This window comes from Bradyrhizobium sp. HKCCYLRH3059 (genome assembly GCF_051168035.1).
Classification (GTDB): Bacteria; Pseudomonadota; Alphaproteobacteria; order Rhizobiales; family Xanthobacteraceae; genus Bradyrhizobium.
Map to the genome: position 1 here is coordinate 615,902 of NZ_JBNPUF010000002.1, position 25,628 is coordinate 641,529.

21 protein-coding genes are annotated in these 25,628 nt (G+C 65.0%); 10 read left to right on the forward strand and 11 right to left on the reverse strand.

The features are described from left to right. Positions 1 to 2: 2 nt before the first annotated feature. Positions 3 to 3,317, reverse strand: coding sequence for a DUF2126 domain-containing protein (locus ACQR13_RS09770; protein ID WP_434862783.1), 3,315 nt, complete (start codon positions 3,315 to 3,317; stop codon positions 3 to 5). A gap of 432 nt (positions 3,318 to 3,749) precedes the next feature. Here ACQR13_RS09770 and ACQR13_RS09775 point away from each other — a divergent pair, with 432 nt between their 5' ends. Next, complete coding sequence (locus ACQR13_RS09775; RefSeq protein WP_008964013.1) at positions 3,750 to 3,947, forward strand: hypothetical protein; 198 nt, start codon at positions 3,750 to 3,752, stop codon at positions 3,945 to 3,947. Between the two features lie 207 nt (positions 3,948 to 4,154). On the opposite strand, the gene ACQR13_RS09780 is transcribed toward ACQR13_RS09775, so the two are convergent. From ACQR13_RS09780 to hpaR, 4 genes are all read right to left on the reverse strand, one after another. Continuing rightward, positions 4,155 to 5,678 (reverse strand): UxaA family hydrolase, encoded by a 1,524-nt coding sequence (locus ACQR13_RS09780; protein WP_316185197.1) that lies wholly within the window; start codon positions 5,676 to 5,678, stop codon positions 4,155 to 4,157. A gap of 116 nt (positions 5,679 to 5,794) precedes the next feature. Further along, positions 5,795 to 6,574 carry an HpcH/HpaI aldolase family protein gene (locus ACQR13_RS09785; protein WP_315749218.1) on the reverse strand — a complete coding sequence of 260 codons (780 nt, stop codon included), beginning with the start codon at positions 6,572 to 6,574 and terminating at the stop codon, positions 5,795 to 5,797. 131 nt (positions 6,575 to 6,705) lie between these two features. After that, complete coding sequence (locus tag ACQR13_RS09790; protein WP_315749216.1) at positions 6,706 to 7,791, reverse strand: malate/lactate/ureidoglycolate dehydrogenase; 1,086 nt, start codon at positions 7,789 to 7,791, stop codon at positions 6,706 to 6,708. A 158-nt stretch (positions 7,792 to 7,949) separates the two neighbouring features. After that, entirely contained in the window at positions 7,950 to 8,405 is a 456-nt protein-coding gene (gene hpaR, locus ACQR13_RS09795; RefSeq protein WP_409999230.1) for a homoprotocatechuate degradation operon regulator HpaR, read from the reverse strand. 186 nt (positions 8,406 to 8,591) lie between these two features. Between hpaR and hpaH the strand changes: the two genes are divergently transcribed. From hpaH to ACQR13_RS09820, 5 genes are read left to right on the forward strand one after another with little or no spacing between them, the layout of a single operon-like run. Beyond that, a complete protein-coding gene (gene hpaH / locus ACQR13_RS09800; RefSeq protein WP_316164391.1) occupies positions 8,592 to 9,398 on the forward strand; it encodes a 2-oxo-hept-4-ene-1,7-dioate hydratase in 807 nt (268 codons plus the stop codon). 24 nt (positions 9,399 to 9,422) lie between these two features. Further along, positions 9,423 to 9,821: a 5-carboxymethyl-2-hydroxymuconate Delta-isomerase gene (locus ACQR13_RS09805; protein ID WP_315826358.1), complete on the forward strand. Its 399-nt coding sequence runs from the start codon at positions 9,423 to 9,425 to the stop codon at positions 9,819 to 9,821. After that, entirely contained in the window at positions 9,814 to 11,352 is a 1,539-nt protein-coding gene (gene hpaE, locus ACQR13_RS09810) for a 5-carboxymethyl-2-hydroxymuconate semialdehyde dehydrogenase (RefSeq protein WP_316202250.1), read from the forward strand. Before ACQR13_RS09805 ends, hpaE begins: the two co-directional genes overlap by 8 nt. Before the next feature lie 12 nt (positions 11,353 to 11,364). Continuing rightward, positions 11,365 to 12,237 carry a fumarylacetoacetate hydrolase family protein gene (locus ACQR13_RS09815; RefSeq protein WP_315826359.1) on the forward strand — a complete coding sequence of 291 codons (873 nt, stop codon included), beginning with the start codon at positions 11,365 to 11,367 and terminating at the stop codon, positions 12,235 to 12,237. A 21-nt stretch (positions 12,238 to 12,258) separates the two neighbouring features. Further along, positions 12,259 to 13,893, forward strand: coding sequence for a thiamine pyrophosphate-dependent enzyme (locus tag ACQR13_RS09820; protein ID WP_316185192.1), 1,635 nt, complete (start codon positions 12,259 to 12,261; stop codon positions 13,891 to 13,893). A 6-nt stretch (positions 13,894 to 13,899) separates the two neighbouring features. Here ACQR13_RS09820 and ACQR13_RS09825 read toward each other — a convergent pair whose 3' ends face one another. From ACQR13_RS09825 to ACQR13_RS09845, 5 genes are all read right to left on the reverse strand, one after another. Next, positions 13,900 to 15,123 carry an MFS transporter gene (locus ACQR13_RS09825; protein ID WP_434862784.1) on the reverse strand — a complete coding sequence of 408 codons (1,224 nt, stop codon included), beginning with the start codon at positions 15,121 to 15,123 and terminating at the stop codon, positions 13,900 to 13,902. Positions 15,124 to 15,197: 74 nt separating this feature from the next. After that, positions 15,198 to 15,848, reverse strand: coding sequence for a DNA oxidative demethylase AlkB (gene alkB / locus ACQR13_RS09830; protein WP_315714921.1), 651 nt, complete (start codon positions 15,846 to 15,848; stop codon positions 15,198 to 15,200). A 3-nt stretch (positions 15,849 to 15,851) separates the two neighbouring features. Beyond that, positions 15,852 to 16,595, reverse strand: coding sequence for a 2OG-Fe(II) oxygenase (locus ACQR13_RS09835; protein WP_434862785.1), 744 nt, complete (start codon positions 16,593 to 16,595; stop codon positions 15,852 to 15,854). Positions 16,596 to 16,829: 234 nt separating this feature from the next. Further along, on the reverse strand, positions 16,830 to 18,182 hold the full coding sequence (locus ACQR13_RS09840; RefSeq protein WP_315714923.1) for an amidase: 1,353 nt from the start codon (positions 18,180 to 18,182) through the stop codon (positions 16,830 to 16,832). A gap of 6 nt (positions 18,183 to 18,188) precedes the next feature. Then, complete coding sequence (locus ACQR13_RS09845; RefSeq protein ID WP_315714924.1) at positions 18,189 to 18,512, reverse strand: AtuA-related protein; 324 nt, start codon at positions 18,510 to 18,512, stop codon at positions 18,189 to 18,191. Between the two features lie 191 nt (positions 18,513 to 18,703). On the opposite strand from ACQR13_RS09845, the gene ACQR13_RS09850 reads away from it, so the two are divergent. The 4 genes from ACQR13_RS09850 (at position 18,704) to ACQR13_RS09865 (ending at position 22,709) form a co-directional block, all read left to right on the forward strand. Continuing rightward, positions 18,704 to 19,117, forward strand: coding sequence for a Zn-ribbon domain-containing OB-fold protein (locus ACQR13_RS09850; protein WP_434862786.1), 414 nt, complete (start codon positions 18,704 to 18,706; stop codon positions 19,115 to 19,117). Positions 19,118 to 19,121: 4 nt separating this feature from the next. Beyond that, positions 19,122 to 20,261 carry a thiolase C-terminal domain-containing protein gene (locus ACQR13_RS09855; protein WP_316185188.1) on the forward strand — a complete coding sequence of 380 codons (1,140 nt, stop codon included), beginning with the start codon at positions 19,122 to 19,124 and terminating at the stop codon, positions 20,259 to 20,261. Positions 20,262 to 20,495: 234 nt separating this feature from the next. Next, positions 20,496 to 21,410: an SDR family oxidoreductase gene (locus ACQR13_RS09860; protein WP_315749198.1), complete on the forward strand. Its 915-nt coding sequence runs from the start codon at positions 20,496 to 20,498 to the stop codon at positions 21,408 to 21,410. A gap of 420 nt (positions 21,411 to 21,830) precedes the next feature. Continuing rightward, positions 21,831 to 22,709 carry an SMP-30/gluconolactonase/LRE family protein gene (locus ACQR13_RS09865; RefSeq protein ID WP_315714998.1) on the forward strand — a complete coding sequence of 293 codons (879 nt, stop codon included), beginning with the start codon at positions 21,831 to 21,833 and terminating at the stop codon, positions 22,707 to 22,709. Positions 22,710 to 22,772: 63 nt separating this feature from the next. On the opposite strand, the gene ppc is transcribed toward ACQR13_RS09865, so the two are convergent. Next, on the reverse strand, positions 22,773 to 25,556 hold the full coding sequence (gene ppc / locus ACQR13_RS09870) for a phosphoenolpyruvate carboxylase (protein WP_315749197.1): 2,784 nt from the start codon (positions 25,554 to 25,556) through the stop codon (positions 22,773 to 22,775). Positions 25,557 to 25,628 lie beyond the last annotated feature (72 nt).

The following is a 25,628-nucleotide window of genomic DNA, read 5'->3' on the forward strand; positions in this document are numbered from 1 at the left end:
CATCAATGCAGGAGCGGCCTGCGCAAGTCGAGGGTCATCGGGAATTCATTTGTGCGTTCCTCCGGCGGCAGCGCGATTCGTCCCGGAGTGTGGCCGTGATCCTGGAAGCGGGCGAGCCGCCGTGCCTCCGCCTCGTAGGAGTTGATCGGCTTGGTATCGTAGTTGCGGCCGCCAGGATGGGCGACGTGATAGACGCAGCCGCCCAGCGAACGGCCGTTCCAGGTGTCGATCAGGTCGAAGGTCAGCGGCGCATGCACCGGGATCGTCGGGTGCAGGCCGGAGGCCGGCTGCCATGCCTTGAAACGAACCGCCGCCACCGCTTCCGCCGACCGTCCGGTCGAGGTCATCGGCATCCTCCTACCATTGCAGGTGATGAGGTGGCGGCCTTCGATGAAACCTTCGGCTTTGACTTGAAGTCGCTCGACCGAGGAATCGACATAGCGCACGGTGCCGCCCGCGGCGCCTTCCTCGCCCAGCACATGCCAGGGCTCCAACGCCTGCCGCAGCTCCAGGGTCACGCCGCCATGCTGCACGCGGCCGAAGGTCGGAAAGCGAAATTCAAGCTGCGCCTGGTACCATTCCGGCGAGAAGTCGTAGCCGGACGACCGCAGCTCATCAAGGACATCAAGAAAGTCTTCCCAGATGAAGTGCGGCAGCATGAAGCGGTCGTGCAGCGCCGTGCCCCAGCGCACGAACCGGCCGTCCTGCGGCTCGCGCCACAATTTGGCGATCAGCGCACGGATGAGAAGCTGCTGCGCCAGCGACATCCGCGGATCCGGCGGCATTTCCAGTGCGCGGAACTCCACGAGTCCGAGCCGGCCCGTCGGTCCCTCCGGCGAGTACAGCTTGTCGATGCAGATCTCCGAGCGGTGGGTATTGCCGGTGATGTCGACGAGCAGATGCCTGAACAGCCGGTCGACCAGCCACAGCGGCACGCTCTGCCCGATCCGAGGCACGTTGGCGAGCGCGATCTCGAGCTCATAAAGGCTGTCGTGGCGCGCCTCATCGATGCGCGGAGCCTGGCTGGTCGGCCCGATGAACATGCCGGAGAACAAATAAGACAGCGACGGGTGCCGCTGCCAATACAGGACGAGACTCTTCAGCAGATCGGGGCGACGCAGGAAGGGCGAATCCTGCGGCGAGCTGCCGCCGACGACGACATGATTGCCGCCGCCGGTGCCGGTGTGGCGGCCATCGATCAGGAAGCGATTGGCGCCGAGCCTCACCTTCGCGGCATCCTCATAGAGTCCGAAAGTGATGTCGACCGATTGCCGCCAGCTCGCGGCCGGCTGGATGTTGACCTCGATGACGCCGGGATCGGGCGTCACCTTGATGACCTCGATGCGCGGATCGAACGGCGGTGCATAGCCCTCCACGTGAACCTTGATCTGCATCGACTCGGCCGTCGCTTCGACCGTTGCGACCAGCTCCAGGTAGTCCTCGATGGTTTCGACCGGCGGCATGAACACGCACAGAATGCCATCGCGGATCTCGACCGACATCGCAGTGCGGACGCCGAGCCCTCCCCAGTACTGATACTGAACGTCCTGCTGCGGCTTCGGCGCGCGATCGAGCTTCGGCAGCGGCGGTACCTGCGGCACGATCACCGGACGCCCCTGCGTGAACATCGGCAGCGGCCCGCGCTGCTCCATCGGGTCCTGCTCGTTGATGTACGGGAAATCCTCCGGCGGAATGTAGGCCAGCGAGCCGATCGGCAACCGCAGACCGAGCGGCGAGTCGCCGGGAATCAGGAACAGGCGCTTGCGCCGCAGGCCCCAGCGCTCGCTGCGCCAGCGCCGGGGCTGCGCATTCCAGCGCTGGATCGGCAGCACGAAGCCGCGCGGGATGTGCAGGCCTTCGTCGAACACCCGCGCCATGCGCGCGCGCTCTTCGGGATCGGCGAGCTTCGAGTCGAGCGCGTCGACGTTCTCGGGCAGCGCGGCTTCCTTCTGCAGCCAATGCGCGGGATCCTCGAACGCGGGCAGCACGTAGTCCGGCTCGAGCCCGAGCGTCTCGGCCGCCGTGTCCAGGAAACGCTCTGCATCCTGGATCGTCGCCCTGCGCGGGCCATCGACGCTGGCGATCAGATCCGGATTGCGCCAGATCGGCTCACCGTCCTTGCGCCAATACAGTCCGAACGCCCAGCGCGGCAGGCTTTCGCCGGGATACCACTTGCCCTGTCCGTAATGCAGCAGGCCACCGGGCGCGAAACGCGCGCGCAGACGCCGGATCAGGCTGTCCGCGAGCCCGCGCTTGGCCGGGCCGACGGCAGCCGTATTCCACTCCGCCGATTCCATGTCGTCGATCGACACGAAGGTCGGCTCGCCGCCCATCGTGAGGCGCACGTCGTTTTCGGCGAGATCGGCATCGACGGCTTCGCCGAGGCGGTCGAGCCGGTCCCACGCCTCATCCGAAAATGGCCGGGTAATCCGCGGCGCTTCGCGGATGCGCCTCACATTCATCTCGAAGTTGAAGTTGACCTCGGCGACTCCGGCACTGCCGCTGATCGGCGCGGCCGAGTGATAGTGGGGAGTCGCAGCAACGGGGATGTGTCCTTCGCCCGCCAGCATGCCCGAGGTGACGTCGAAGCCTATCCATCCAGCGCCGGGCAGATAGACCTCGGCCCAGGCATGCAGATCGGTGAAATCATTCTCGACCTCGACCGGCCCCTCGATCGGATCGATGTCGGGACGAAGCTGAATCAAATAGCCGGAGACAAAGCGGGCGGCGAGCCCGAGATGCCGCAGCGTCTGGATCAGCAGCCACGCAGAGTCGCGGCAGGAGCCGGCGGCCGACGACAGCGTCTCCTCCGGCGTTTGAACGCCAGGCTCCATCCGGATGATATAACGAATCTTTTTCTGCAACTGCGCATTGAGTTCGACGAGATAGTTGACCGTGTTGTCCGCATCGCGGGGAATCGACTTCAAGTATTCCGCGAACAACGGCCCCGGCTCGATCGTCTCGAGATAGGGCGCCAGTTCCACCTTGAGGCCCTCCGGATAGGCGAAGGGAAAACTGTCGGCGTAAGGCTCGACGAAGAAGTCGAACGGATTGATCACGGTCATCTGCGCCGTGAAGTCGACCTCGATTTTGAGTTCGTTCACCTTCTCAGGGAAAACGTAGCGGGCCAGCCAATTGCCTTGCGGATCCTGCTGCCAGTTCACGAAATGGTTGGGCGGCGTGACCTTGAGCGAATAGCTCAGCACGGGGGTCCTGGTATGTGGTGCAGGACGCAGGCGGATGGTCTGCGGGCCCAGTTCGACCGGACGATCGTATTTGTAATGGGTGACGTGATGTAATGCGACGTAGATTGACACGAGGCTTCGGCGCTCCAGCAACTTTTTTAAGCAGAACATTGCTGTGCTTAGGGATCAAGCACTAACAAAGGGCAGAGCTGCCTATTGGACGATCCTAAGCCCAAAAGGCGGCATTTGGACCGCGCCGGTCCAGTTGAGCCGCCCTATCAGGTGTCTCCGCTGCACGCACCGGTCGCTTTTCCGGCCGCTGCGCGCCTCAATCAGGCCCGTCACGAAGAACGAGAGAAGAACAAACAACCTATCCGGCAGCACGCGGAGAGTTGTCCACAGGAAGGCGCGCAGGCGCTCACGGAAGATTGACCAGTCCCTCAAAGCAGGGATTAACCCCGAATGATGAACTAACAAGAACTAATAGCGTTGCATTTGCCGCAATCGCTTGATAGCTCGACTACACATGCTATTTAGGACCATCATTGCCAAAAGGAGAATCAAGTGGCGAAGACAGCTAAGAAGGCAGCTACCAAGAAGTTGGCGCGGAAACCCTACACGCCCGCCGACATCAAGCTGCTGAAGCAGCACTCGAAGTCCAAGACCCCGGTCGCCAAGATCGCCAAGGCGATGAAGCGGACCGAAGGCTCGCTCCGTCAGAAGGCTCTGGCGCTCGGCATCGGCCTGGGCCACCAGCGGTAAATTGCTCGGCGCCGCTGTCGCGCGAGCGTCGGCAGGGCCAGCCCATGACGGACTGCCCACGACAGCCAGCCCATGGCGGCGCGCTCACCTGTCATCTGATCTCAGTTGCGATCCAGTCTCAGTTAACTTGCGATCTCAGCTGCGATCAGATGCCGGGACACCGGACCGCAGCCCCGATAGGGGCCGCCGAATAGCTGAGTGATCCAGCTACATCGTCGCGCCGAGCACCCAGGGCGCGAACTCGGCACCGCCGAAATCGAAGCTCTCGCTCTTGGTCGGCTGCCCCGAGGCGGTCTTCAACATCAATTCGAAGATGCGCTGGCCGCATTCCTGCACCGTCTCCTCGCCGTCGAGGATGGTGCCGCAATTCACGTCCATGTCGTCTTCCATCCGCTTGTACATCGGCGTGTTGGTCGCGAGCTTGATGGACGGCGCCGGTTTGCAGCCGAATACGCTGCCGCGGCCGGTGGTGAAGCAGACGAGATTGGCGCCGCCGGCCACCTGCCCCGTCGCCGCAACCGGGTCGTAGCCGGGCGTGTCCATGAACACGAAGCCCTTCTTGGTGACGGCCTCGGCATAGTGCAGCACGTCGACCAGATTGGTGCTGCCGGCTTTGGCCATCGCGCCGAGCGACTTCTCAAGAATCGTCGTCAGGCCGCCGGCCTTGTTGCCCGGGCTGGGATTGGCGTTCATCTCCGCGCCCTCGCGCGCGGTATACTCTTCCCACCAGCGCATCAGGGAGACGAGTTTCTCGCCGACGTCGCGGCTGACTGCGCGGCGCGTCAGCAGATGCTCGGCGCCGTAGGTCTCGGGTGTCTCCGACAGGATCACTGTGCCACCATGTCGCACCAGCAGATCGCTTGCCGCACCGAGCGCCGGATTGGCCGAGATGCCGGAATAGCCGTCGGACCCACCACATTGAAGGGCGACCGTCAGTTCGCTGGCCGGAACCGTCTCGCGCTTAACCCTGTTGGCGTCGGTGAGCGCTTCCCTGACGAAAGCGATGCCGGCCTCGACGGTCTTGCGGGTGCCGCCGACCTCCTGGATGTCCATGGCGCGCAGGCGGCCGGCGAGCTTCTGCTCCTCCATCAATCCGCCGATCTGATTGGCCTCGCAACCAAGGCCGAGCACGATCACCGCAGAGAAGTTCGCGTGCCGCGCGTAGCCGCCGAGGGTTCGCCGCAGCAGCTTCAACGGCTCGTCGAGCGTCATGCCGCAGCCGGTCTTGTGCGTCAGCGCCACGACGCCGTCGACGTTCGAGAAGTCGGCGAGCGGATCGTCACCGGTGAAGGGATTGCGCTTGAACACGTCGGCAACGAGGCCCGCGACATGCGCGCTGCAGTTCACCGAGGTCAGAATGCCGATGTAGTTGCGGGTCGCGACCCGGCCATCGGGCCGGCGAATGCCCTCGAACGTCGCCGGAAGATCGAAATTCGGCGTCGGCTTCACGTCAACGCCATAGGCGTAGTCCTTGGCGAAATCGCCCATGCCGCAGTTCTGCGTATGAACGTGCTGCCCGGGCGCGATCGGCGCGGTCGCGAAGCCGATGATCTGGCCGTAGCGGCGGATGGGCTCGCCCTGTGCGATCGGACGCACCGCGACCTTGTGACCGGCCGGAATCCGGTCGGTCGTGGTGACCCCATCGGCGATCGACAGCCCCGGGGGCAGGCTGGCGCGCGCGATCAGGACGCTGTCCTCGGGATGAAGACGGATGACGGGGGTGGGAGCCATGGCTGTCTCTCTCGTATCAATACGTCGATCGCGAACACATATGCGAATGGCGAGCGGCTCATAGCGAATGGACGGATCCCCGTTCGCTACGCCCTCCTCGCCATTCGCCTTTCTCGTTACGCTTTGCCGCCGGATTCCTTGCGGGTCTGCGCGACCTGCTGGCGGGCATAGACCTGCATCAGGCCGACCTCGTTCGACAAGGTCACGAGCTTGAAGCCCATGTTGATGGCGCGGACCGCACCCTCGGCGCCGCTGCAGTGAATGCCGGGATTGAGCCCACGCTTGCCACACTCCTTCACGATCTTCTCATAGATCTTGAGGATTTCCGGCTCGTCACGATCGAGCTTCGGCACCAGGCCATAGGAAAAGCCGAGATCGGAGGGCCCGATATAGACGCCGTCGATGCCTTCGACATCGAGAATGGCTTCCATGTTCTCGACCGCGGTCCTGGTCTCCATCATCGGCAGCAGCACGATCTCGTCGTTGGCCGTCTTCTGATACTCGCCCGCACCACCATACATGCCCGAGCGGATCGGACCGTTGGAGCGCACACCCTTCGGTGGATATTTGGAATAGGAAACGAGGTTGCGCGCTTCCTGCGCTGTGTTGACCATCGGGCAGATGACACCATAGGCGCCGCCATCGAGCACCTTGCCGATGATGCCGGGCTCATTCCACGGCACGCGCACCATCGGCGTGACCGGATGGCCATGCATGGCCTGGAAGCATTGCACCATCGACAGATAGTCCTGCACCCCGTGCTGCATGTCCACGGTGACGCTGTCGAAGCCGCACTGAGCCACGACCTCCGCGGAGAAGCCCGAGGGGATCGCGAGCCAGGCATTCACCACCGTCTTGCCTTCGGCCCAGAGTTGCTTGACCTTATTGTTCGCCACGACTGCGTTTCCTTCCCTTGTTGTTCAACCGATCCGTCTCGTTAGAATTCGTTCTCGCCGATGGCGCAACGCAATGCAATCCCGCTCAATCTGAGCATGGATGCTTCGCACCACCCGCAGTCACACTGATTTCACGATGTCGCCCGCTGAATGCTCGCTTCGCTGACACCCACTTCGCGTGCCGTGTTCACTATTGCCGCCCAGGTGTCATCGGGCAAGGGCACGCCATTGGCCGTACGTTCGGCCCGCATCTTGCGCTCGGGATCGCCCGGCACCAGCACCTGATCAACGCCGGAGACCGGCTTGGTCGCCCGGATGAAATCCGTATAGCGGCTGATCTCACCATCAAAGAAGCTCGCCGGATCGACCACCTTCGGGTCGATGTAGATCGCGAGCATGCCGTTGGCAAAGCGCCGATTTGCCGACGTCGCCCCGGTGCCGGTCAAGGCGCCGCCGAGCAGCTCGCAGATGAAGGCGAGACCAGAGCCCTTGTGCTCGCCGAAGGCGCGGATCGCTCCCGTCCCCTTGGTGTGGTCGCGCGTCCCCTCGGCCTCATAGGGTCCATAGAGCACCGCCGGATCCTCGCTGAGCGTCCCGTCGGCATCGATCAAGGCGCCCTTGGGCAGCTTCTTGCCGCCGCGGCTCGCCACCAAGACCTTTCCCTCGGCCACGATCGAGGTCGCGAAATCGAGCACGATGGGATCCTTTCCCTGGCGCGGAATGCCGACACAATATGGCGCGGTGGAGAACCGCTTCTCGACTCCGCCATAGGGCGCCACCAGCAGTGAACCTGCGGCCGTGACGAAATGAATGGAGACGAGCCCCTCGGCGGCGGCCATTTCCGCCCAGTCGCCGACCCGGCCGAGATGGCCGGAATTGCGCAGCGCCAACGCAGCCAAGCCGCCCTTCTTGCAACGCTCGATGCCGATCCTCACGGCCTGTGGTGTCACGGTCTGACCGTAGCCGAACTTGCCGTCGACGACCACCAGCGACGGGGTGTCGACCACGACCTCTGCGGTCTGGTTGGGCACGATCGAACCCATCTTCTGCCAACGGATATAGACGGGCACGCGGATCACACCGTGGCTGTCATGCCCTGTCAGGTTGGCCGTCGTCAGATAGGTCGCGATCCGGCGGGCCTCCTCCGGCGAGGAATTGGCGTGTTCGAAGACGTCGGCAACGAAATCGATGAGATGCGCAACCTTGATAGTGACCATGACAACTCGCGGGTTCGATCAGCATGCGAAAACAGAGTTAGCATGGTTTGCCATGCCTGCGACGCACGCCCTCTCCGCTCGACTGCATCGCTTCTTATCAAAACGCCGAACGGCCTGCCAAGCATGAGACCGCGTCATTGCGCTTGGTCCGCGGCAGATCAGCCATCGCCGTCTTCGGAGGCGTCGAGATCGCCGCCGATGCTCTGCTCCAGCTCGCCCAGCATCTTGTGCAATGCGGCAAGCTTGCGGGCGCCATACCGACTGGCAATCGATGCATAGATCGCCTCTGAGCTCGGCGCGACCTGTGCGATCAGCTTCATGCCCTTGGCCGAGATCGACAACACGCCCCTGCGCATGTCGCGGCTATCGACTTCGCGCTGAATCAGGCCGCGCGCCTCGAGATCGCGCAGGATGCGGGACAGGCTGGGCCCGAGCAGGAACGCGACCCTCGCCAGCTCCGTCACCTCGATCACATCGACCGCCGCCAGCGCGCGCAAGATACGCCATTGCTGCTCGGTCAGGCCGTGCTGTCGCAGATTGGGGCGAAACTGCCGCATCACGGCCTCACGCGCCCGCAACAAGGCCATCGGCAGCGACTGCGAGAAGTCGCGCATCGGCACCTTGCGCGCTTCCTTCGCAGCCTGCCTGGCGACCTTGGCCCTGGTCTCGCTCACATCAATCTCCTCAATCTCCCGTGGGCCATCCTGAACATTTGCACTGCAGCAAACGTCCTTTCGGTTTGCCGACTGAAACTTAACATGTTAATCATCTGTCGCCATCTCTTTTCTGAGCGATAGACCATGCCTCTTGCGAGCGACCAGATTCATAGCTGCGCCTTACGCCTGGATCAGGCCGAAAAGAGCCGCCGCCAGATCAGGCAGTTGTCGCAGGAGTTTCCCGATATCACCATCGCAGATGCCTATGCGATCCAGGAGGCCTGGATCAGCATCAAGGTGGCCGCGGGCCGCGTCATCAAGGGTCACAAGATCGGGTTGACATCGAAGGCGATGCAGAGCGCGCTGAACATCGATGAACCGGATTCGGGCGTGCTGCTCGACGACATGTTCTTTGCCGATGGCGGGCTGGTGCCGTCCGACCGCTTCATCGCGACGCGTATCGAGGCGGAGCTTGCCTTCGTCATGAAGCACCGTCTGTCTGGACCGGACTGCACCTTGTTCGACGTACTCAACGCGACGGATTTCGTGGTGCCGGCACTCGAGATCCTGGATACGCGGATCGAGCGGGTGGATCCCGCGACCAAGGCGACCCGCAAGATCTTCGATACGATCGCCGACAACGCCGCAAATGCCGGCATCGTGCTCGGCGGCCGGCCGCTGCGGCCGCTCGATGCCGACCTGCGCTGGATCGGCGCACTCTGTTATAAGAACGGTCAACTGGAAGAGACCGGCTTGGCCGCCGGCGTGCTGAACAACCCGGCAACGGCCGTTGCGTGGCTCGCCAACAAGATCGCGGCAAATGGATTCGCGCTGGAGCCGGGACAGGTGGTCCTTGCCGGCTCGTTCATCCGGCCGATCGAGGCGCGCAAGGGCGACACGATCCAGGCCGACTACGGCCCGTATGGGACGGTGAGCTGTTACTTCGCCTGAAGCCTGCCCCGGAGCGACCGCATCATGCCGCATTTCAGCATCGAATACTCCGCCAATCTCGACGCCTTTGTCGTGATGGCCAACGTCTGCGAAGTGGTCCGCAAGGCCGCCAGCGAGACCGGGATCTTTCCGATCGGCGGCATCCGCGTGCGCGCGATCCGCTGCGAGCACTACGCGATCGCCGACGGCAAGCCCGACTCCGCCTTCCTCGCCATGCTGCTGCGGCTCGGCGAAGGCCGCGACCTCGCGGCACGGCAGAAGGCCGGCGAGCACGTCTTCAAGGCACTCTCGGCGTATCTCGATCCGGTCTTCGCAAGCACCAAGTTCGCATTGTCCTTCGACATGCAGATCAACGACGCCGCGACCAGCTGGAAGCGCAACAACATCCACGACGCCCTGAAAGCGGAGGCATCCCATGGATAAGGCCAGCCCCAAGACCGACATCTACAAGGCCAATCTCGACCGTGCCGCTCCCCTGCTCGCGAAGCTGAAGGACGAGGGCATCGGCCACTTCATCGACGGCAAGGTGGTGCCGGCGATCTCGGGCGCGACGTTCGAGACGAAGTCCCCGATCGACGGCACTGTTCTGGCCAAGGTCGCTCGCGGCAATGCAGAGGACATCGACCGCGCGGCGACATCGGCCGCACTCGCCTTCAGATCCTGGCGCGACATGGCGCCGGCGATGCGGCGCAAGCTGCTGCATCGCGTGGCCGACGCGATCGAGGACCATGCCGACGACATCGCCGTGCTCGAATGCATCGACACCGGGCAGGCCTATCGCTTCATGGCCAAGGCCGCGGTCCGCGCGGCGGAAAACTTCCGCTTCTTCGCCGACAAATGCACCGAGGCGCGTGACGGCCTGAGTACGCCGAGCGACGAGCATTGGAACATCTCGACGCGGGTGCCGATCGGCCCGGTCGGCGTGATCACGCCATGGAACACGCCGTTCATGCTGTCGACCTGGAAGATCGCCCCGGCGCTCGCGGCCGGCTGCACGGTCGTACACAAGCCGGCGGAATGGTCGCCGATCACGGCGCAGTGGCTGGCCAAGCTCGCCAAGGACGCCGGCATTCCCGACGGCGTCCTCAACACCGTTCATGGCTTCGGGGAGGAGGCCGGCAAGGCGCTGACCGAGCATCCCGCGATCAAGGCAATCGGCTTCGTCGGCGAGAGCTCGACGGGATCTGCGATCATGGCGCAGGGCGCACCGACCCTGAAGCGGGTGCATTTCGAGCTCGGCGGCAAGAACCCGGTGATCGTGTTCGACGATGCCGATCTCGACCGCGCGCTCGACGCCGTCGTGTTCATGATCTACTCGCTCAACGGTGAGCGCTGCACCTCATCCAGCCGCCTGCTGGTGCAGCAGAGCATCGCCGAGACCTTCACGGCCAAGCTTGCGGCGCGCGTGCGTGCGCTGAAAGTGGGTCATCCGCTCGATCCCGCCACCGAGATCGGGCCGCTGATCCACGAGCGGCATCTCGCCAAGGTCTGCTCCTATGTCGACGTTGCACGCGAGGACGGTGCGATCATCGCCGTCGGCGGCAAGCGGTTCGACGGCCCGGGCGGCGGGCATTACGTCGAGCCGACACTGGTGACCGGCGCGCGCCAGACCATGCGCGTGGCGCAAGAAGAGGTGTTCGGGCCGTTCCTCACCGTGATCCCGTTCCGCGACGAGGCTGACGCGATCGCGGTCGCCAATGACGTGCAATACGGCCTCACCGGCTATGTCTGGACCGGCGACATGGGCCGCGCGCTGCGCGTCGCCGACGCGCTGGAAGCCGGCATGATCTGGCTGAACTCGGAGAATGTCCGCCACCTGCCAACCCCGTTCGGCGGCATGAAGGCATCGGGCATCGGCCGCGACGGCGGCGACTATTCGTTCGACTTCTACATGGAGACCAAGCACGTTTCGCTCGCGCGCGGCACCCACAAGATCCAGCGGCTCGGCGTCTAAGGAGAACTGCCCATGACCTCCCCTCGCCTCGCCACCTATGCCGTCGATGGTTCGGTCCGCTACGGGCTCGTGACCGACAAGGGCCTCGTCGATCTCTCCGCGCGCTTTGCCAAGGACTATCCGACCCTGCGCGAAGCGATTGCCGCCGGCGCCCTGCCCCGGCTGATCGATGCTGCAGCCGGCTTGTCGCCGGATCACGGCCTCGACGCGATCACCTGGCAGCCGCCGATCCCCTCGCCGGAGAAGATCATCTGCATCGGCGTCAACTATCCGGACCGCAATGCCGAATACAAGGATGGCCAGGACGCGCCGAAATATCCGTCGATGTTCATGCGGACGCCGCGCTCCTTCGTCGGCCATGAAACGCCCCTGGTGCGTCCCCGCGCCTCGCCGCAGCTCGACTATGAAGGCGAGCTCGTGCTGATCATCGGCAAGGCCGGCCGTCACATCCCGGAGGCCCAGGCGCTGGATCACATCGCCGCACTCACGCTTTGCAACGAGGGCACCATCCGCGACTGGGTGCGGCATGCCAAGTTCAACGTCACACAAGGCAAGAACTTCGATTCGACCGGCAGCCTCGGGCCTTGGATCGTGCCCTACACGAATGAGAGCCAGATTGCCGATATCCGGCTGACGACGCGCGTCAATGGCGAGTTGCGCCAGGACGACCGCACGTCACGGCTGATCTTCGGCTTCCGCTACCTCATCAACTACATCTCGACCTTCACCACGCTCGTCCCCGGTGACGTGATCGTGACGGGCACGCCCACCGGCGCCGGTGCACGGTTCGATCCGCCGCGTTATCTGAAGCCCGGCGACGTCATCGAGATCGAAGCCGAGGGCGTCGGCACCTTGCGCAATGGCGTCGTCGACGAAGCTCTGTAAAGTCAGCAACGGAATGTCAGCATGACCACCATGACCGGCGGCGAAGCCATCGTCAGCGGGCTCGTCGCCCACGGCGTCGACACCGTGTTCGGCCTGCCTGGAGCGCAGGTCTATGGCCTGTTCGATGCCTTCCACCAGGCGCAGCTCAAGGTCGTCGGCGCCCGCCACGAACAGGCCTGCGGCTACATGGCGTTCGGCTATGCCCGCGCCAGCGGCAGGCCCGGCGTGTTCAGCGTCGTGCCGGGTCCCGGCGTGCTCAACGCCGGCGCGGCACTGCTCACCGCCTTCGGCTGCAACGAGCCGGTGCTGTGCCTCACGGGCCAGGTGCCGACCGACTATCTCGGCCGCGGCCGCGGCCATCTGCACGAGATGCCGGACCAGCTCGCGACCCTGCGCACCTTCGTCAAATGGGCCGAGCGCATCGAATATCCCGACTGCGCGCCGACGCAGGTCGCGCGCGCGTTCCAGGAGATGATGTCGGGGCGGCGCGGCCCCGCTGCGCTCGAGATGCCGTGGGACGTGTTCACGCAGAAGGCGGCCACCGCCGCGGCGATGCCGCTGGCACAGTTCGCGCCGCCGCAGCCCGATCCCGACCGCATCGCCAAGGCGGCCGGGCTGATCACGTCCGCGAAGGCGCCGATGATCTTCGTCGGCTCAGGCGCAATCGAGGCGCGCGAGGACATCCTCGAGCTCGCCGAGATGATCGACGCGCCGGTCGTCGCCTTCCGGTCAGGACGCGGCATCGTCTCCAATGCACACGAGCTCGGGCTTACCATGGCCTCAGCCTACAAGCTGTGGCCGACCACCGATCTGATGATCGGCATCGGCACCCGCATGGAGCTGCCGACCACGTTCCGCTGGCCGTTCAAGCCGGATGGATTGAAGTCGATCCGCATCGACATCGACCCGGTGGAGATGCGGCGCCTGATCGTCGACGCCGGCATCGTCGCCGATGCCAAGGCGGGCACGGCCGCGCTCATCGCGGCTGTGAGCAAGGCGGGGTACCGCAAGAGCTCGGGACGCCGCGCCGCGATCCGGGAGGTCACCGCAGCGACCTTGCAGGAGATCCAGAAGGTACAGCCGCAGATGGCCTATCTGAACGTGCTCCGCGAGGTGCTGCCGCGCGACGCCATCGTCACCGACGAACTGTCGCAGGTCGGCTTCGCCTCCTGGTACGGCTTTCCCGTCTACGAGCCGCGCACCTTCATCACCTCGGGCTATCAGGGCACGCTCGGCGCGGGTTTTCCCACCGCGCTCGGTGCCAAGGTGGCGCATCCCGACAGACCTGTGGTCGCGATCACCGGCGATGGCGGTTTCATGTTCGCCGTGCAGGAGCTGGCGACTGCCGTGCAATACAACATCGGCGTCGTCACCCTGGTGTTCAACAACAATTCCTATGGCAATGTCCGGCGCGACCAGCGTGAACGCTTCGACGGCCGCGTCGTCGCCTCCGATCTCGTCAATCCGGATTTCGTCACGCTCGCCGAATCCTTCGGCGTCGCCGCCAGCAAGGTCACGTCACCCGATCAGTTCAAATCCGCGCTTGAGACGGCGCTGGCGCATGGCGGGCCATATCTGATCGACATCGAGGTGCCGCGCGACTCCGAGGTCTCGCCCTGGGCCTTCATCCATCCGTCGAAGCCTCCAGGGATCTGATCGACCTCACGGCGGGGACGCGCGGCGTCCCTGCAATCCGGCGGCGGCCATCGCCAGCAGGCCCGCGCCGGCCACGAGCCAGCACGCGACCGGCGCCCACTGCACCAGCGGCGCATAGTCTGGCAACTTCTGCAGACCGCCGGCGACGGCAGCGATCCGCGCGAAGGTTGCCAGCGCCAGCGCCGAGAACACGAGCCCGGTCACCTTGCCCTCGGCGCCGTTCGTCCCGATCGCGAGCGCCGCGGAAATGGCGCTCATCATCATGCAGCCCCAGGCCGCCCCGGCGATGAACTGCGCCACGATCAGCACGGTCAATGCGCCCGCGAGCTCGGCGATCACGATCGCGAGCGCACCGAGCAGACCGGCGAATCCCATCACGATGAGCCCGCCGCGATGCTTGACGACCACGCTGGCCGGGAACAGCACGAGGTTGAAGCCGATCCAGAACACCGGCATCAGCCAGGAAAGGTCCTCCGGCCTGGCGAAGCGGAGATAGAAGGCCGAGCTGTTGATGCTGAAATGCAGCTGGTAGCCGAGCGCGAGGATCACCATGGCGCCGATGAACAGCAGGGGCAGTCCCCGCAGTGGCCTGGGCTCGAGCTTGGCAGCTGCTTGCGCTGCCCGACCGCTATCCTGCGGAATGCGCGAGAGACCGAGCGCCGTCAGCAGCAGCACGGCCGATGAGATGACGAACGGCAGGCGCGGATCGTAGTCGCGCAGGATCACGCCGAGATAGGGCGACACGGCGCCGGCCACGCCATAGCCGAGCATGACCAGCGCTGCCAGGAACGGAATGGCCGGCCGGGCCGCATGGCGCCCGAGCAGCGTCAAGGGCGGCGCGCGCAAGACCGACGAGGTCAGCGCCCAGATCGCGATCAGTCCGATGAAGACCGCTGGACCTGCGGACGCCGCCACGAAAGGCAGCGCGACAAAGGCGGCGCAGGATACCGCAGTCAGCAGGCCGATGAAGAGACCGAACCGCGCGGCGGCGCGCCCGATGCGATCGGCCGCAAGTCCCATCGCGGTATCGGACAATGTGAAGATCGCCTGGTCCAGCATCAGGATCAGAACGACGGCGGAGGGCGCGATGCCGGCCTGGGCGGCGAGCTTCGGCAGATAGATCACGTAGGTCGTCCACAGCAGCGTGAGCACCAGCTGCAGCAGCGCAAGGTGAAGTCCTATTCGCGCCGCCGCAGGCGCCCGCTCGTCCGCAAGTTCGACAGTGCTCATGGCCCCTCTCCCGGGCGCAGCATAGAGCCAGGGATGCCCGCTGCAAAATGAGGAACGTCACAGAGCGGCCAGGACTATCGGGCGCGGCGGAACGTCAGGTTGATGCGCCGGCGGCCGAGCCGAGCATGCTCGCCATCGGCGAGCGGCGCGACGCCGTGAAAGGCGAGCCGCGCCGGGCCGCCCCAGACGACGACGTCGCCATGGGCCAGCCGATAGCGTTGCGTCTTGTCGGAGCGCTTGAGGCCGCCGAACAGGAACGTCGCGGGAAGGCCCAATGACACCGAGACGATCGGCGCGCCGACGTCGCGCTCGTCGCGATCCTGATGCAGCGACATCTTGGCGCCGGGCTCGTAGCAATTGATCAGGCAGGCATCGGGCGCGAAGGCGGCAAAGCCTGCCTCGCTCGCCGCCTGCTCGGCGAGCTGTCGCAACAGCGGCGGCATCGCCGGCCACCTCTGTCCGCTGTCTGGATCAACGGGATCGTAGCGATAGCCGCTGCGGTCCGTCACCCAGCCGACCGAGCCGCAATTCGTCATGGCCACCGACATCTGGTGCCCGCCGGGCGTGATCATCCGGCGGAACGGCGCCTGCGCGGTGATCGCCTCGATCGCGGCCAGAAGCTCCGTCGCATGTGGCTGCGCAAAACCACGCAGCAGCACCGCGCCGGGCGCGAGCGGCTCGCGCGCCGGTCCGGCGATCTCAAATCCATCGAACAGATCCGTCATATGCTACTTCGCATCGTGAAAGATCACGCCGAGCGTATGCCGCCGGCCGGAACGCAGCCGGCTCACGCCATGACGCATGTTGACACGGTAGCTGCCGCGCGTGCCCTGGACCGGGCGATTGTGGACCGCGAACACCACCGCATCGCCCTGCCGGAGCGGCACCACCTCGGCGCGCGACTGCATGCGCGGCCGCTGCTCGGTCAGCACGAACTCGCCTCCCTCGAAATCGCGCCCCGGCTCCGACAGCAGGATCGCGACCTGCAGCGGAAACACGTGCTCGCCATAGAGATCCTGGTGCAGGCAGTTGTAGTCGCCCTCGACATATTGCAGCAAGAGCGGCGTTGGCCGCGTCTGGCCGGCCTCATGACAGCGCGCCAGGAAGTCGTCGTGCTCGGCGGGAAATTGGATGTCGATCCCCATCGTCGCATTCCAGCGGTTGGCGATCGCCACCAGATGCGAATAGAGCCGCGGCCGCAACTGCGCGATCGGATCGGGCAGCGGATAACTGAAATATTTGTACTCGCCGCGGCCGAAACCATGCCGCGCCATGATGACGCGGCTGCGGAAGTGCCGGTCGTCCGGATAGAGCGCCGCCAGGGCGCGGCAATCCTCCGACGACAGCAGCTGCGTCAACACGGCGCAGCCGCTGGAATCGAGATCGCGTTCGACCATCGCCCAATCGAGCTGGTCGATCCCGATCGCGGCGGGAGTATCGATGTCGAGCGCAGCCTGTTTGAGCCTGGTCATTCGGACATTCCAGCTGTCATTCCGGAGCGGCGCGAAGCGACGAGCCCGGAATCCATACGTACGATCGTGGTCATGTATTCCGCGCCTGCGCGCAAGGGCGCGCATCCCGGAATGACGACAGTGTTACGGAGTGGCCAGCGGGGCACCACCCGATTTCCGGTAGCATCCATGTCGATGATACCGTAACGACGACAGGTTCCCATCCGGCGTCGGAACGCCGGGCTCTTTCCCTACTCAGCCCCGCACCACGCCCTCGACCCCAGCCGCGATCTCCAGCAGTTTGCGGTCCTGGCCGCCGGACTGCGCCAGCATCAGGCCGACCGGGACCTCGCCGTGGCGGTGCGCCGGCAGCGAGATGGCGCAGCCGTCGATCATGTTGATGAAGGTGCAATTGCGCAAAGCGCGGATGTTCTCGCGGGCGAAGGCCTGGTCGTCGGCGAGATCGGCGATGACAGGCGGCGCGTTGGCCGTGGTCGGCATCGCCAGCGCATCGTAGGGCGCGATGCGTGCAGCGGCGCGCTTCACCAGCGAGCGGCGCGCGTTGAGCATCTCGATGTAATCCGGCACGGTGATCGCCTCGCCGCGCATGATACGGACGGACACGCGCGGATCGTAGACGTCGCCCTTGGCTGTCAGCAGGAAGCGGTGCCAGGCGTAGCTCTCGGCGGCGGCGAAGCCGCCCTTCATGCCGATCAGGCCGACGTCGAGGAACTCGGGGAATTCGATACGCTCGATGAGCGCCCCCTGCTTCGCCAGCGTCTGCAGCGCCCGCTCAAAGGTCTCGGCGACCTCGACATCGAGCTCGTCGAGCACGACCGTGGTGGGCACCGCAAGCCGCAAACCCTTCACCGGGCGCGACGCGAGCGGGCGGACCGGCTCGTCGGCCAGCACGGAATCGAGGACGGCACAGCAGGCGACCGTGTTGGCGAGCGGCCCAAAGCTGTCGAGCGTGGTCGACAGCGGCACGCCGCCGTCGAGCGGCACGCGGGCCTGCGTCGGCTTGTAGCCCGTGATGCCGTTGAAGGCCGCGGGAATGCGGCAGGAGCCGCCGGTGTCGGTGCCGAGCGCGCCATAGGCCATGCGATCGACGATCGAGACCGCGGCGCCCGACGACGAGCCGCCGGGCACATGGCCGACGTCGCGCTTCCAGGCGCTCTTCGGCGTGCCGTAATGCGGGTTGATGCCGATGCCGGAATAAGCGAACTCGGTCATGTTGGTGCGGCCGATCACGACGAAGCCGGCCCGGCGCAGCCGCGCCACCGCCGGCGCATCGGCCTCGGCCGGCGCGGAATCCTCCAGCGCCCGCGAGCCGGCGCGGGTGACCTGGCCCTTGATGTCGAACAGGTCCTTGATCGAGACCGGAATGCCGGCGTAGGGCGACGGCGCCGCATTGGCCTTGCGCAGCGCGTCCATGCCGTCGGCCGCCGCCAGCGCGGCCTCCTTGTCGACATGGATGAAGGCGCGCTGGCCCTCACCGGCGGGATCGGCGATCCGGGCGAGACACTCCTCCACCAGCTTGCGGGACGTGGTGCGACCGGCGGCGAGATCGTCGGCCAGCGCGGCCAGGGTCGGATTCGAAACGGTCATGGCATCCTATCGCGTGTCTGCGGCATCGGCCGCGATGTCCAGATCGAGCAGCGCGGAACTCAGCGACTTGCCGTGCGCATCCAGCGCGAGCGACCGGGTGACCCCGCCGCCGAGCGCCCGGCTCATCACGAAATTCAGCGCCGCAATGTTGGGCAGCTCATAGCGGACCACCCCGCCCTGGACAATGCCGGCGAAGTGCGCCTTCACCCGCTCGGCCGTGACTTGTGCGAGCAGCAGCGGGTAATCCTTGGGGTCGTAGGCGATGACCGAGATGTTCGAGGTGTCACCCTTGTCGCCAGTTCTGGAATGGGCGATGTCACGCAGCTTCATCTCGGCTCCGATCATACTCCCAGCATCAAAGACCAATTTTCATCAGGCGGCAATTGCCGTCCAAACACCTCTGCGCCTCCCGGAGGGCCGCATGCGTGGCGTGATGGACCGTTGACGCGTCTGCGTCAAATGGCGCATCACGGATACAAAGGAGCGGGCGACGGAGCCCGCCGCAGGGAGGATCAACCGGGATGGCCGAGCCGATGCGTGCACGCCCCAAACCGACACCCGAGACGCAGCATTTCTGGGACGGCACCCGCGCCGGCGAATTGCGGCTGCAGCGCTGCGACGCCTGCACCCACGTCTACTTCCCGCCGCGCCCGTTCTGTCCGGCCTGCGCCAGCCGCAAGGTCAGCGTCTTCAAGGCCACGGGCAAAGGCACGCTCTACAGCTACGTCATCAACCATCGTCCCCCTGCGCCCGGCTTCACGCCGCCCTACGCCATTGCCGTCGTGGCGCTCGAAGAGGGCCCGCGCATGATGAGCAACATCACGGGCTGCCCGCAGACACCGGAGGCATTGGAGCTCGACATGGCCCTCGAAGTCACATTCGAGAAAATGGACGAGCAGATCACCCTGCCCCTGTTCCGGCCGGCGAAAGGATAGCGCCATGCGTCGAAACCAGGTGGCCGTGGTCGGCGCGGCCGAGACCACCGAGCTCGGAATCATCCCGACGATGTCGCAGATCCAGCTGCATGCGGACGCGGCACTGAATGCCATCGCCGATGCCGGGCTCAAGCTGTCGGACATCGACGGCTTCGCCACCGCGGTCGAGACGCCGCAGCAGATCTGCCATTATCTCGGCATCACACCGACCTGGGTCGATGGCACCTCGGTCGGCGGCTGTTCCTTCATGCTGCATGTCCGCCACGCCGCGGCTGCGATCGAAGCCGGGCTATGCAAGACCGTGCTGATCACCCACGCCGAGAGCGGCAAATCGATGATCGGCAAGCTGCCGCGCTCGATCCCGCCGGACAGCCTGCAGGGCCAGTTCGAGGCGCCGTTCGGCATCTCAGGGCCGCCCAGCATGTTCCCGATCCCCGTGCTGCGCTACATGAAGACGTACGGCATCACCCATGAGCAGTTGGCGATGGTTGCCGTCGTACAGCGCGAATGGGCGGCAAAGAACCCGCGCGCGATGATGAAGGACCCGATCACCGTCGAGGACGTGCTGAACTCGCGCATGATCGCCTACCCGTTCCGGCTGCTGCAATGCTGCCTCGTCACCGATGGCGGCGGCGCGCTGATCCTGACCTCGGCCGATCGCGCCAAGGATTTTCCGCAGAGGCCAGTCTATGTTCTCGGCACCGGCGAAAGCGTGGAGACGCCGATGGTCAGCCAGATGGAGACGTTCAATTCATCGCGCGCCTTCAAGGTCGCGGGCCCCCTCGCCTTCAAGGAGGCCGGCATCGGCCATGCCGACGTCGACCATCTCATGATCTACGACGCGTTCGCGCATCTGCCGCTGTTCGGTCTCGGTGATCTCGGCTTCATGCCGCATGAGGAGACCGGACCGTTCATCGCCGCCGGACACACACGGCCCGGCGGCAAGCTGCCGCTCAACACCAATGGCGGCGGCCTGTCCTACATGCATTCGGGCATGTACGGCATGTATGCGTTGCAGGAGAGCGTGCGCCAGATGCGTGGCATCGCCCCGGCGCAGGTACCAGGAGCCAAGATCTCGGTGTGTCACGGCGTCGGCGGCATGTTCGCCGCATCGGGGACGATCATCTTTACGAACGAGAGGTAACGACGCTCGCCGTTCCGGTCGCTCTCTTTCGTTTTGTCGTCATGGCCGGGCTTGTCCCGGCCATCCACGTCGTCCGGCGCCCTTGGAACGACGTGGATGCCCGGGACAAGCCCGGGCATGACGGAGCAACATATTGGCAGGCAGCCCGGCTGATCTGAGCCGTCTCGTCAAATGCAATAGCCCTGACGCAAACGGGGCAGGATGAACAGCACATCACGCTAAGGAGAGCCTCTCATGACCAAATCGCTCCAGGACAAAGTCGTCATCGTCACCGGCGCCGGCCGCGGCATCGGCCGCGAGATCGCGCTGCTGTGCGCCGCCGAAGGCGCCAAGGTCGTGGTCAACGATCCCGGCGTCGCCTCCGACGGCTCGGGCACCAGCGCAGCGCCGGCGGAGGAAGTGGTCGAGGAAATCAAGAAGCGCGGCGGCACGGCGGTGGCGAATTTCGAGAGCGTGTCCGAGGCGATCCCGGCCAGCAGGATCGTGAAGGCCGCGACCGACCACTTCGGCAAGCTCGACGGCGTGGTCAACAATGCCGGCATCCTGCGCGACATGATCTTCCACAAGATGAGCATCGAGGCGTTCGAAGCCGTCATCAAGGTGCACCTGATGGGGTCGTTCTATGTCGCTCACTCCGCCGCGCGGCTGTTCCGCGAGCAGGAGAGCGGCTCCTTCGTCCATTTCACCTCGACTTCGGGCCTGATCGGCAATTATGGCCAGGCCAATTACGCCGCGGCGAAGCTCGGCATCGTCGGCCTGTCGAAGTCGATCGCGCTCGACATGGGCCGCTTCAACGTGCGTTCCAATTGCGTCTCGCCGTTTGCCTGGAGCCGAATGATCGGCACCATCCCGGCGGAGACCGAGGCCGAGAAGGAACGCGTCGAACGCATGAAGCGGATGGGGCCCGAGAAGATCGCGCCCGTCGTCGCCTATCTGCTCGGCGATGCCTCGAAAGACGTCACCGGCCAGATCTTCGCCGTTCGCATGAACGAGATCTTCCTGATGAGCCAGTCGCGCCCATTGCGCTCGGTGCACCGCGGCGAAGGCTGGACGCCGCAGACCATTGCGGAGCATGGCATGCCGGCACTGAAGCCGTCGTTCTACAAGCTCGATCGTTCCGCCGACGTGTTCGGCTGGGACCCGATCTGAGATTTGCAGCGCGCAAAGTCCATTCGCAGCGCACACACTCTCAAGTTGCTTTTTATCGAGACGACCCGCACGTCGCCACGATTCTGTCGTATGGTCGCCTCCCAACAAAAAAATGGGAGGACACATATGACGACTCCACGACACGACGTCGCGCAGAACTCGCTGGTCGGAGCAGATGGCTTCGACAGGCGCAGATTGCTGAAAGGAGCCGCGGCATTCGCCGCTGCCGCGGCAACCGTGACGTCAGCATCGGCTGCAACCGTCACGCCCTTCGGCCAGACCGGGGCACCGACAATCTCGACAGATCCGCTGCCTCTCGGTCCCTTGCCGGGCAGCCGCTATCCGGACTCTCACCTGGAGTCGTCGAAAAAACCCAAGCTGTCATTCGGGCCGGCGGAGTTTCCTGCCTTCGCGGGCACGATGGCCGTAGAACGCGTCGCGACCGGAATGCGCTGGGCCGAAGGCCCGGTCTATTTTGCCGCCGGTCGCTATCTGCTGTTCAGCGACATCCCGAACAATCGCATCATGCGGTTCTCCGAGGACGATGGTCACCTCAGCGTCTATCGGCAGCCGTCGATGAATTCCAACGGCAACACCATCGATCGAGAAGGACGGCTGATCACGTGTGAACATAGCGGTCGGCGGGTCACTCGCACCGAGCTCGATGGCTCGATCACGATCATCGCCGACAGCTATAATGGAAAGCGATTGAATTCGCCGAACGATGCAGTGGTCGCGGCCGACGGCGCAATATGGTTCACCGATCCGGTCTACGGCATCGGTGGCTTCTATGAGGGCCTCAAGGCGGCGCCCGAGCAGGACAAGCACAATGTCTATCGGGTCGATCCGAAATCGGGAGAGGTCAAGGTCGTTGCCGACGACTTCGTCGAGCCCAATGGGCTCGCCTTCTCACCCGACGAAACGAAGCTTTACGTCATCGACACTGGCTTCACTGACGGGCCCGACAATCCCGCGCATATCCGCGTGTTCGACGTCGATCACGCCGCCGGCAAGCTGACGAACAGCAAGGTCTTCGCCGAAATGCCTAAGCCCAGCATCTCCGACGGCGTCCGATGTGATCGCGACGGGCGGGTCTGGTGCTCGGTCGGCTGGGGCGATCCGAACGAGGACGGCGTACGTTGCTATGCCCCGGACGGAACGTTGCTGGGCAAGATTCACATTCCGGAAACCGTCGCCAATCTGTGCTTCGGCGGCCAGCAGCGTAATCGGCTCTACATCTGCGGCTCGACGTCGCTCTATGCGGTCTATACGAGTGCGCAGGGTGCGCTGAAGCCCTGAAGATAGCGAATGGCGAATAGGGAGTAGCGAATAGACCCTCTATTCGCTACTCGCCACTCGCCCTCATCCCGTATTTCTCAACCCCGCCGAGATGCCGTTGATCGTTAGTTGAATCCCGCGCAGCACCTGCTCGTCCGGGTTCTGCGCGCGATGCTCCTTGAGCAGCTCGACCTGCACGTGGTTGAGCGGATCGAGATAGGGAAAGCGGTTGCGCACCGAGCGCTCCAGCAGCGGGTTGCCCTGCAGCAGCCGCTCCTGCCCCGTGATGTCGAGCAAAGTCTCGATCACCAGATTCCATTCGCGCCGGATGCGGCCGAAGATCTTTTCGCGCAGGGCCTCGTCCGGGACCAGCTCGGCATAGCGCGAGGCTATGGCGATCGAGCTCTTGGCGAGCACCATGTCCATGTTCGACAGCAGCATGCGGAAGAACGGCCATTCCTGATAAAGTTCGCGCAGGAACGGCATGCCCTGCTCCGGATTTTCCGCGATCCAGGTCTCGACCGCGCTGCCGAAGCCGTACCAGCCCGGCAGCATCAGCCGGCACTGCGCCCAGGAGAACACCCAGGGGATCGCACGCAGGTCCTCGATCGCGCGGGTTTTCTTGCGCGAGGCCGGGCGGCTGCCGATGTTCAAGGTCGCGATCTCGTTGATGACGGTCGAGGCCCAGAAATAGTCGACGAAGCCGTCGGTCTCGTAGACCAGGCCGCGATAGGCCTTGAACGCGAGCTCCGAGAGCCGGTCCATCGCGGTGAGATATTCGCGCTTCGGCGCCGGCTGCCGCGGATGCAGCAGGCTGGCCTCGAGCGTCGCGGCGGCGAGAATTTCCAGATTGTTACGTCCGACCTCGGCGTTGGAATATTTGCTGGAGATGATCTCGCCCTGCTCGGTGATGCGGATCTGGCCGTTCACCGCGCCGCCCGGCTGGGCGATGATGGCGTCGTAGCTCGGTCCGCCGCCGCGGCCGACCGATCCACCGCGGCCGTGGAACAGCCTGAGCCGGATGCCGTGGCGCTCGAAGATGTCGACGAGGCCGATCTCCGCCTTGTAGAGCTCCCAGCCCGAGGTGACGAAACCGCCGTCCTTGTTGCTGTCGGAATAGCCGAGCATGACCTCCTGCACGGCGCCGCGGCTGTCGACCAGGCGGCGGTAATCGTGCAGCGCCAGCATGCGGTCCATGATGCCGCTGGACGCCTGCAGGTCCTCGATCGTCTCGAACAGCGGCACGATGTTGACGGCGCAGCGGCCCGAAGGGTCGATCAGGCCGACCTCCTTGAGCAGCAGTGCCACCTCGAGCATGTCCGACATGCCCTTGCACATCGAGATGATGCACTGGGGAATCACGTCGGCACCGAACGTCGCGTGCGCCTCGGCGGCCGCGCGGAACAGCGCGAGCTCGCCGACGGTCTCGTCGCTGTACTTGACGAATTGCGACACCAGCGGCCGCGCATTGCGCAGCTCGCTGACAAGCAGGCCGACCCTGGCATCCTCGCTCAGCGCCATGTAGGACATGCCCGGCATCGCGGTGTCGATCAGCTCGGCGACGGTGCGCTCGTGCACCGCCGAATTCTGGCGGATGTCGAGCCGGGCCAGATGGAAGCCGAAGCAATCCACTGCACGCCGCAGCAGCCGCAGCCGCCCGCGGGCGATCACCTCGGCATTGTTGGCGATCAGCGAGTGATGCAGCACGTCGAGATCATCCTGCATCTGCTTGACGCTGTCGTAAGGCGCCACCGCCGCCACGGGAAGCCGGCTGATCTGGATACCGAGCTTCTTCGCCGTCGCCGCCAAGCGCGCATAGATGCCGGACACCGCCAGACGATATGGCTCGCCGCGACGATGCGGCGACGTGTCCGGCGAGCGCTCGGCCAGCGCACGCAGCTCCTCGGAGACATCGGCGAGATGCGCGGCGATGGACAGCTCGCTGCCGAGCAGATGCAGTTCCTCGAGATAGTAGTGCAGCGCCAGGCTGGATTGCAGCTTGAGCGTCCCGCGCATCACCTCGGCGGTGACGAACGGATTGCCGTCCCGGTCGCCGCCGATCCAGCTCCCCATTCGCAGGAACGAGGCGAGATCGCCTGCCACCTCCGCTCCGTCATTGAGCCGATCCTCGAGCGAGCACAGCAGACGCGGCACCTCACGCAGAAACGTGTAGTCGTAGAACGACAGGCCGTTGGTGACCTCGTCGAGCACCGTCAGCTTGGTCCGGCGCAGCAGGTTGGTCTGCCACAAGGTCAGCACGGCGCGGCGCAGCGCCTCGTCATTGGCCTCGCGCTCGTCCGGCGTCAACTGCATCCGCTCGCGGCGGTCGAGCAGCATCGCGATCTCCATCTCGCGATCCATCGTGCTCTTGCGCCGCACCTCGGTCGGGTGCGCGGTCAGGACCGGACTGACCAGCGCCGTCGAGAAGAACTTGCGCAGATCGGAAGCCTCGAACCCGGCGGATTTTGCGTGAGCGAGCGTCGCCGCCAGCATGCCGGCCCCGCCATTGGAGTCGCTCCTGGCACGCATGCGTCGGATGTTGTTCTGGTCCTCGGCAATGTTGGCGAGGTGCGAGAAATAGCTGAAGGCGCGGACGATGCGGACCGTCTCAGCCGTCGTCATGCCGTCGAGGATCTGCTCCAGCTCGCGCCGCGCCTGGCGGTCCTCGTCGCGGTGGAAGCGCACCGAGGTCTGGCGGATGCGCTCGACGAGGTCGAACAATTCGGCGCCTTCCTGGTCGCGGACGGTATCGCCGAGGATGCGGCCGAGCAGCCGGATATCGTCCCGGAGCCGCGCGTCCTCCTCCATGGCCTGCGCCTCGGCGGCGCGGTTGGGACGGATTTCCTCTGTCATGGCTTGCGGCGACATGGATGCGCTCTCCAGCAGCTGCCCATTTACGGGTCAGTCTGCCGTATCTATACCGCAGCGCAAGATCAAGAA

Coding starts and splice junctions, on each gene's coding strand:
- ACQR13_RS09780 (WP_316185197.1), bottom strand. CDS start 5,678: ATGGCTCCCACCCCCGTCATCCGTCTTCATCCCGAGGACAGCGTCCTG.
- ACQR13_RS09825 (WP_434862784.1), bottom strand. CDS start 15,123: ATGAGCACTGTCGAACTTGCGGACGAGCGGGCGCCTGCGGCGGCGCGA.
- ACQR13_RS09840 (WP_315714923.1), bottom strand. CDS start 18,182: ATGACCGTTTCGAATCCGACCCTGGCCGCGCTGGCCGACGATCTCGCC.
- ACQR13_RS09815 (WP_315826359.1), top strand. CDS start 11,365: ATGACCTCCCCTCGCCTCGCCACCTATGCCGTCGATGGTTCGGTCCGC.
- ACQR13_RS09845 (WP_315714924.1), bottom strand. CDS start 18,512: ATGAAGCTGCGTGACATCGCCCATTCCAGAACTGGCGACAAGGGTGAC.
- ACQR13_RS09855 (WP_316185188.1), top strand. CDS start 19,122: ATGCGTCGAAACCAGGTGGCCGTGGTCGGCGCGGCCGAGACCACCGAG.
- hpaH (WP_316164391.1), top strand. CDS start 8,592: ATGCCTCTTGCGAGCGACCAGATTCATAGCTGCGCCTTACGCCTGGAT.
- ACQR13_RS09865 (WP_315714998.1), top strand. CDS start 21,831: ATGGCCGTAGAACGCGTCGCGACCGGAATGCGCTGGGCCGAAGGCCCG.
- hpaE (WP_316202250.1), top strand. CDS start 9,814: ATGGATAAGGCCAGCCCCAAGACCGACATCTACAAGGCCAATCTCGAC.
- ppc (WP_315749197.1), bottom strand. CDS start 25,556: ATGTCGCCGCAAGCCATGACAGAGGAAATCCGTCCCAACCGCGCCGCC.
- ACQR13_RS09850 (WP_434862786.1), top strand. CDS start 18,704: ATGGCCGAGCCGATGCGTGCACGCCCCAAACCGACACCCGAGACGCAG.
- ACQR13_RS09860 (WP_315749198.1), top strand. CDS start 20,496: ATGACCAAATCGCTCCAGGACAAAGTCGTCATCGTCACCGGCGCCGGC.
- ACQR13_RS09820 (WP_316185192.1), top strand. CDS start 12,259: ATGACCACCATGACCGGCGGCGAAGCCATCGTCAGCGGGCTCGTCGCC.
- alkB (WP_315714921.1), bottom strand. CDS start 15,848: ATGACGGATCTGTTCGATGGATTTGAGATCGCCGGACCGGCGCGCGAG.
- ACQR13_RS09835 (WP_434862785.1), bottom strand. CDS start 16,595: ATGACCAGGCTCAAACAGGCTGCGCTCGACATCGATACTCCCGCCGCG.
- ACQR13_RS09790 (WP_315749216.1), bottom strand. CDS start 7,791: ATGGTCACTATCAAGGTTGCGCATCTCATCGATTTCGTTGCCGACGTC.
- hpaR (WP_409999230.1), bottom strand. CDS start 8,405: ATGCGCGACTTCTCGCAGTCGCTGCCGATGGCCTTGTTGCGGGCGCGT.
- ACQR13_RS09805 (WP_315826358.1), top strand. CDS start 9,423: ATGCCGCATTTCAGCATCGAATACTCCGCCAATCTCGACGCCTTTGTC.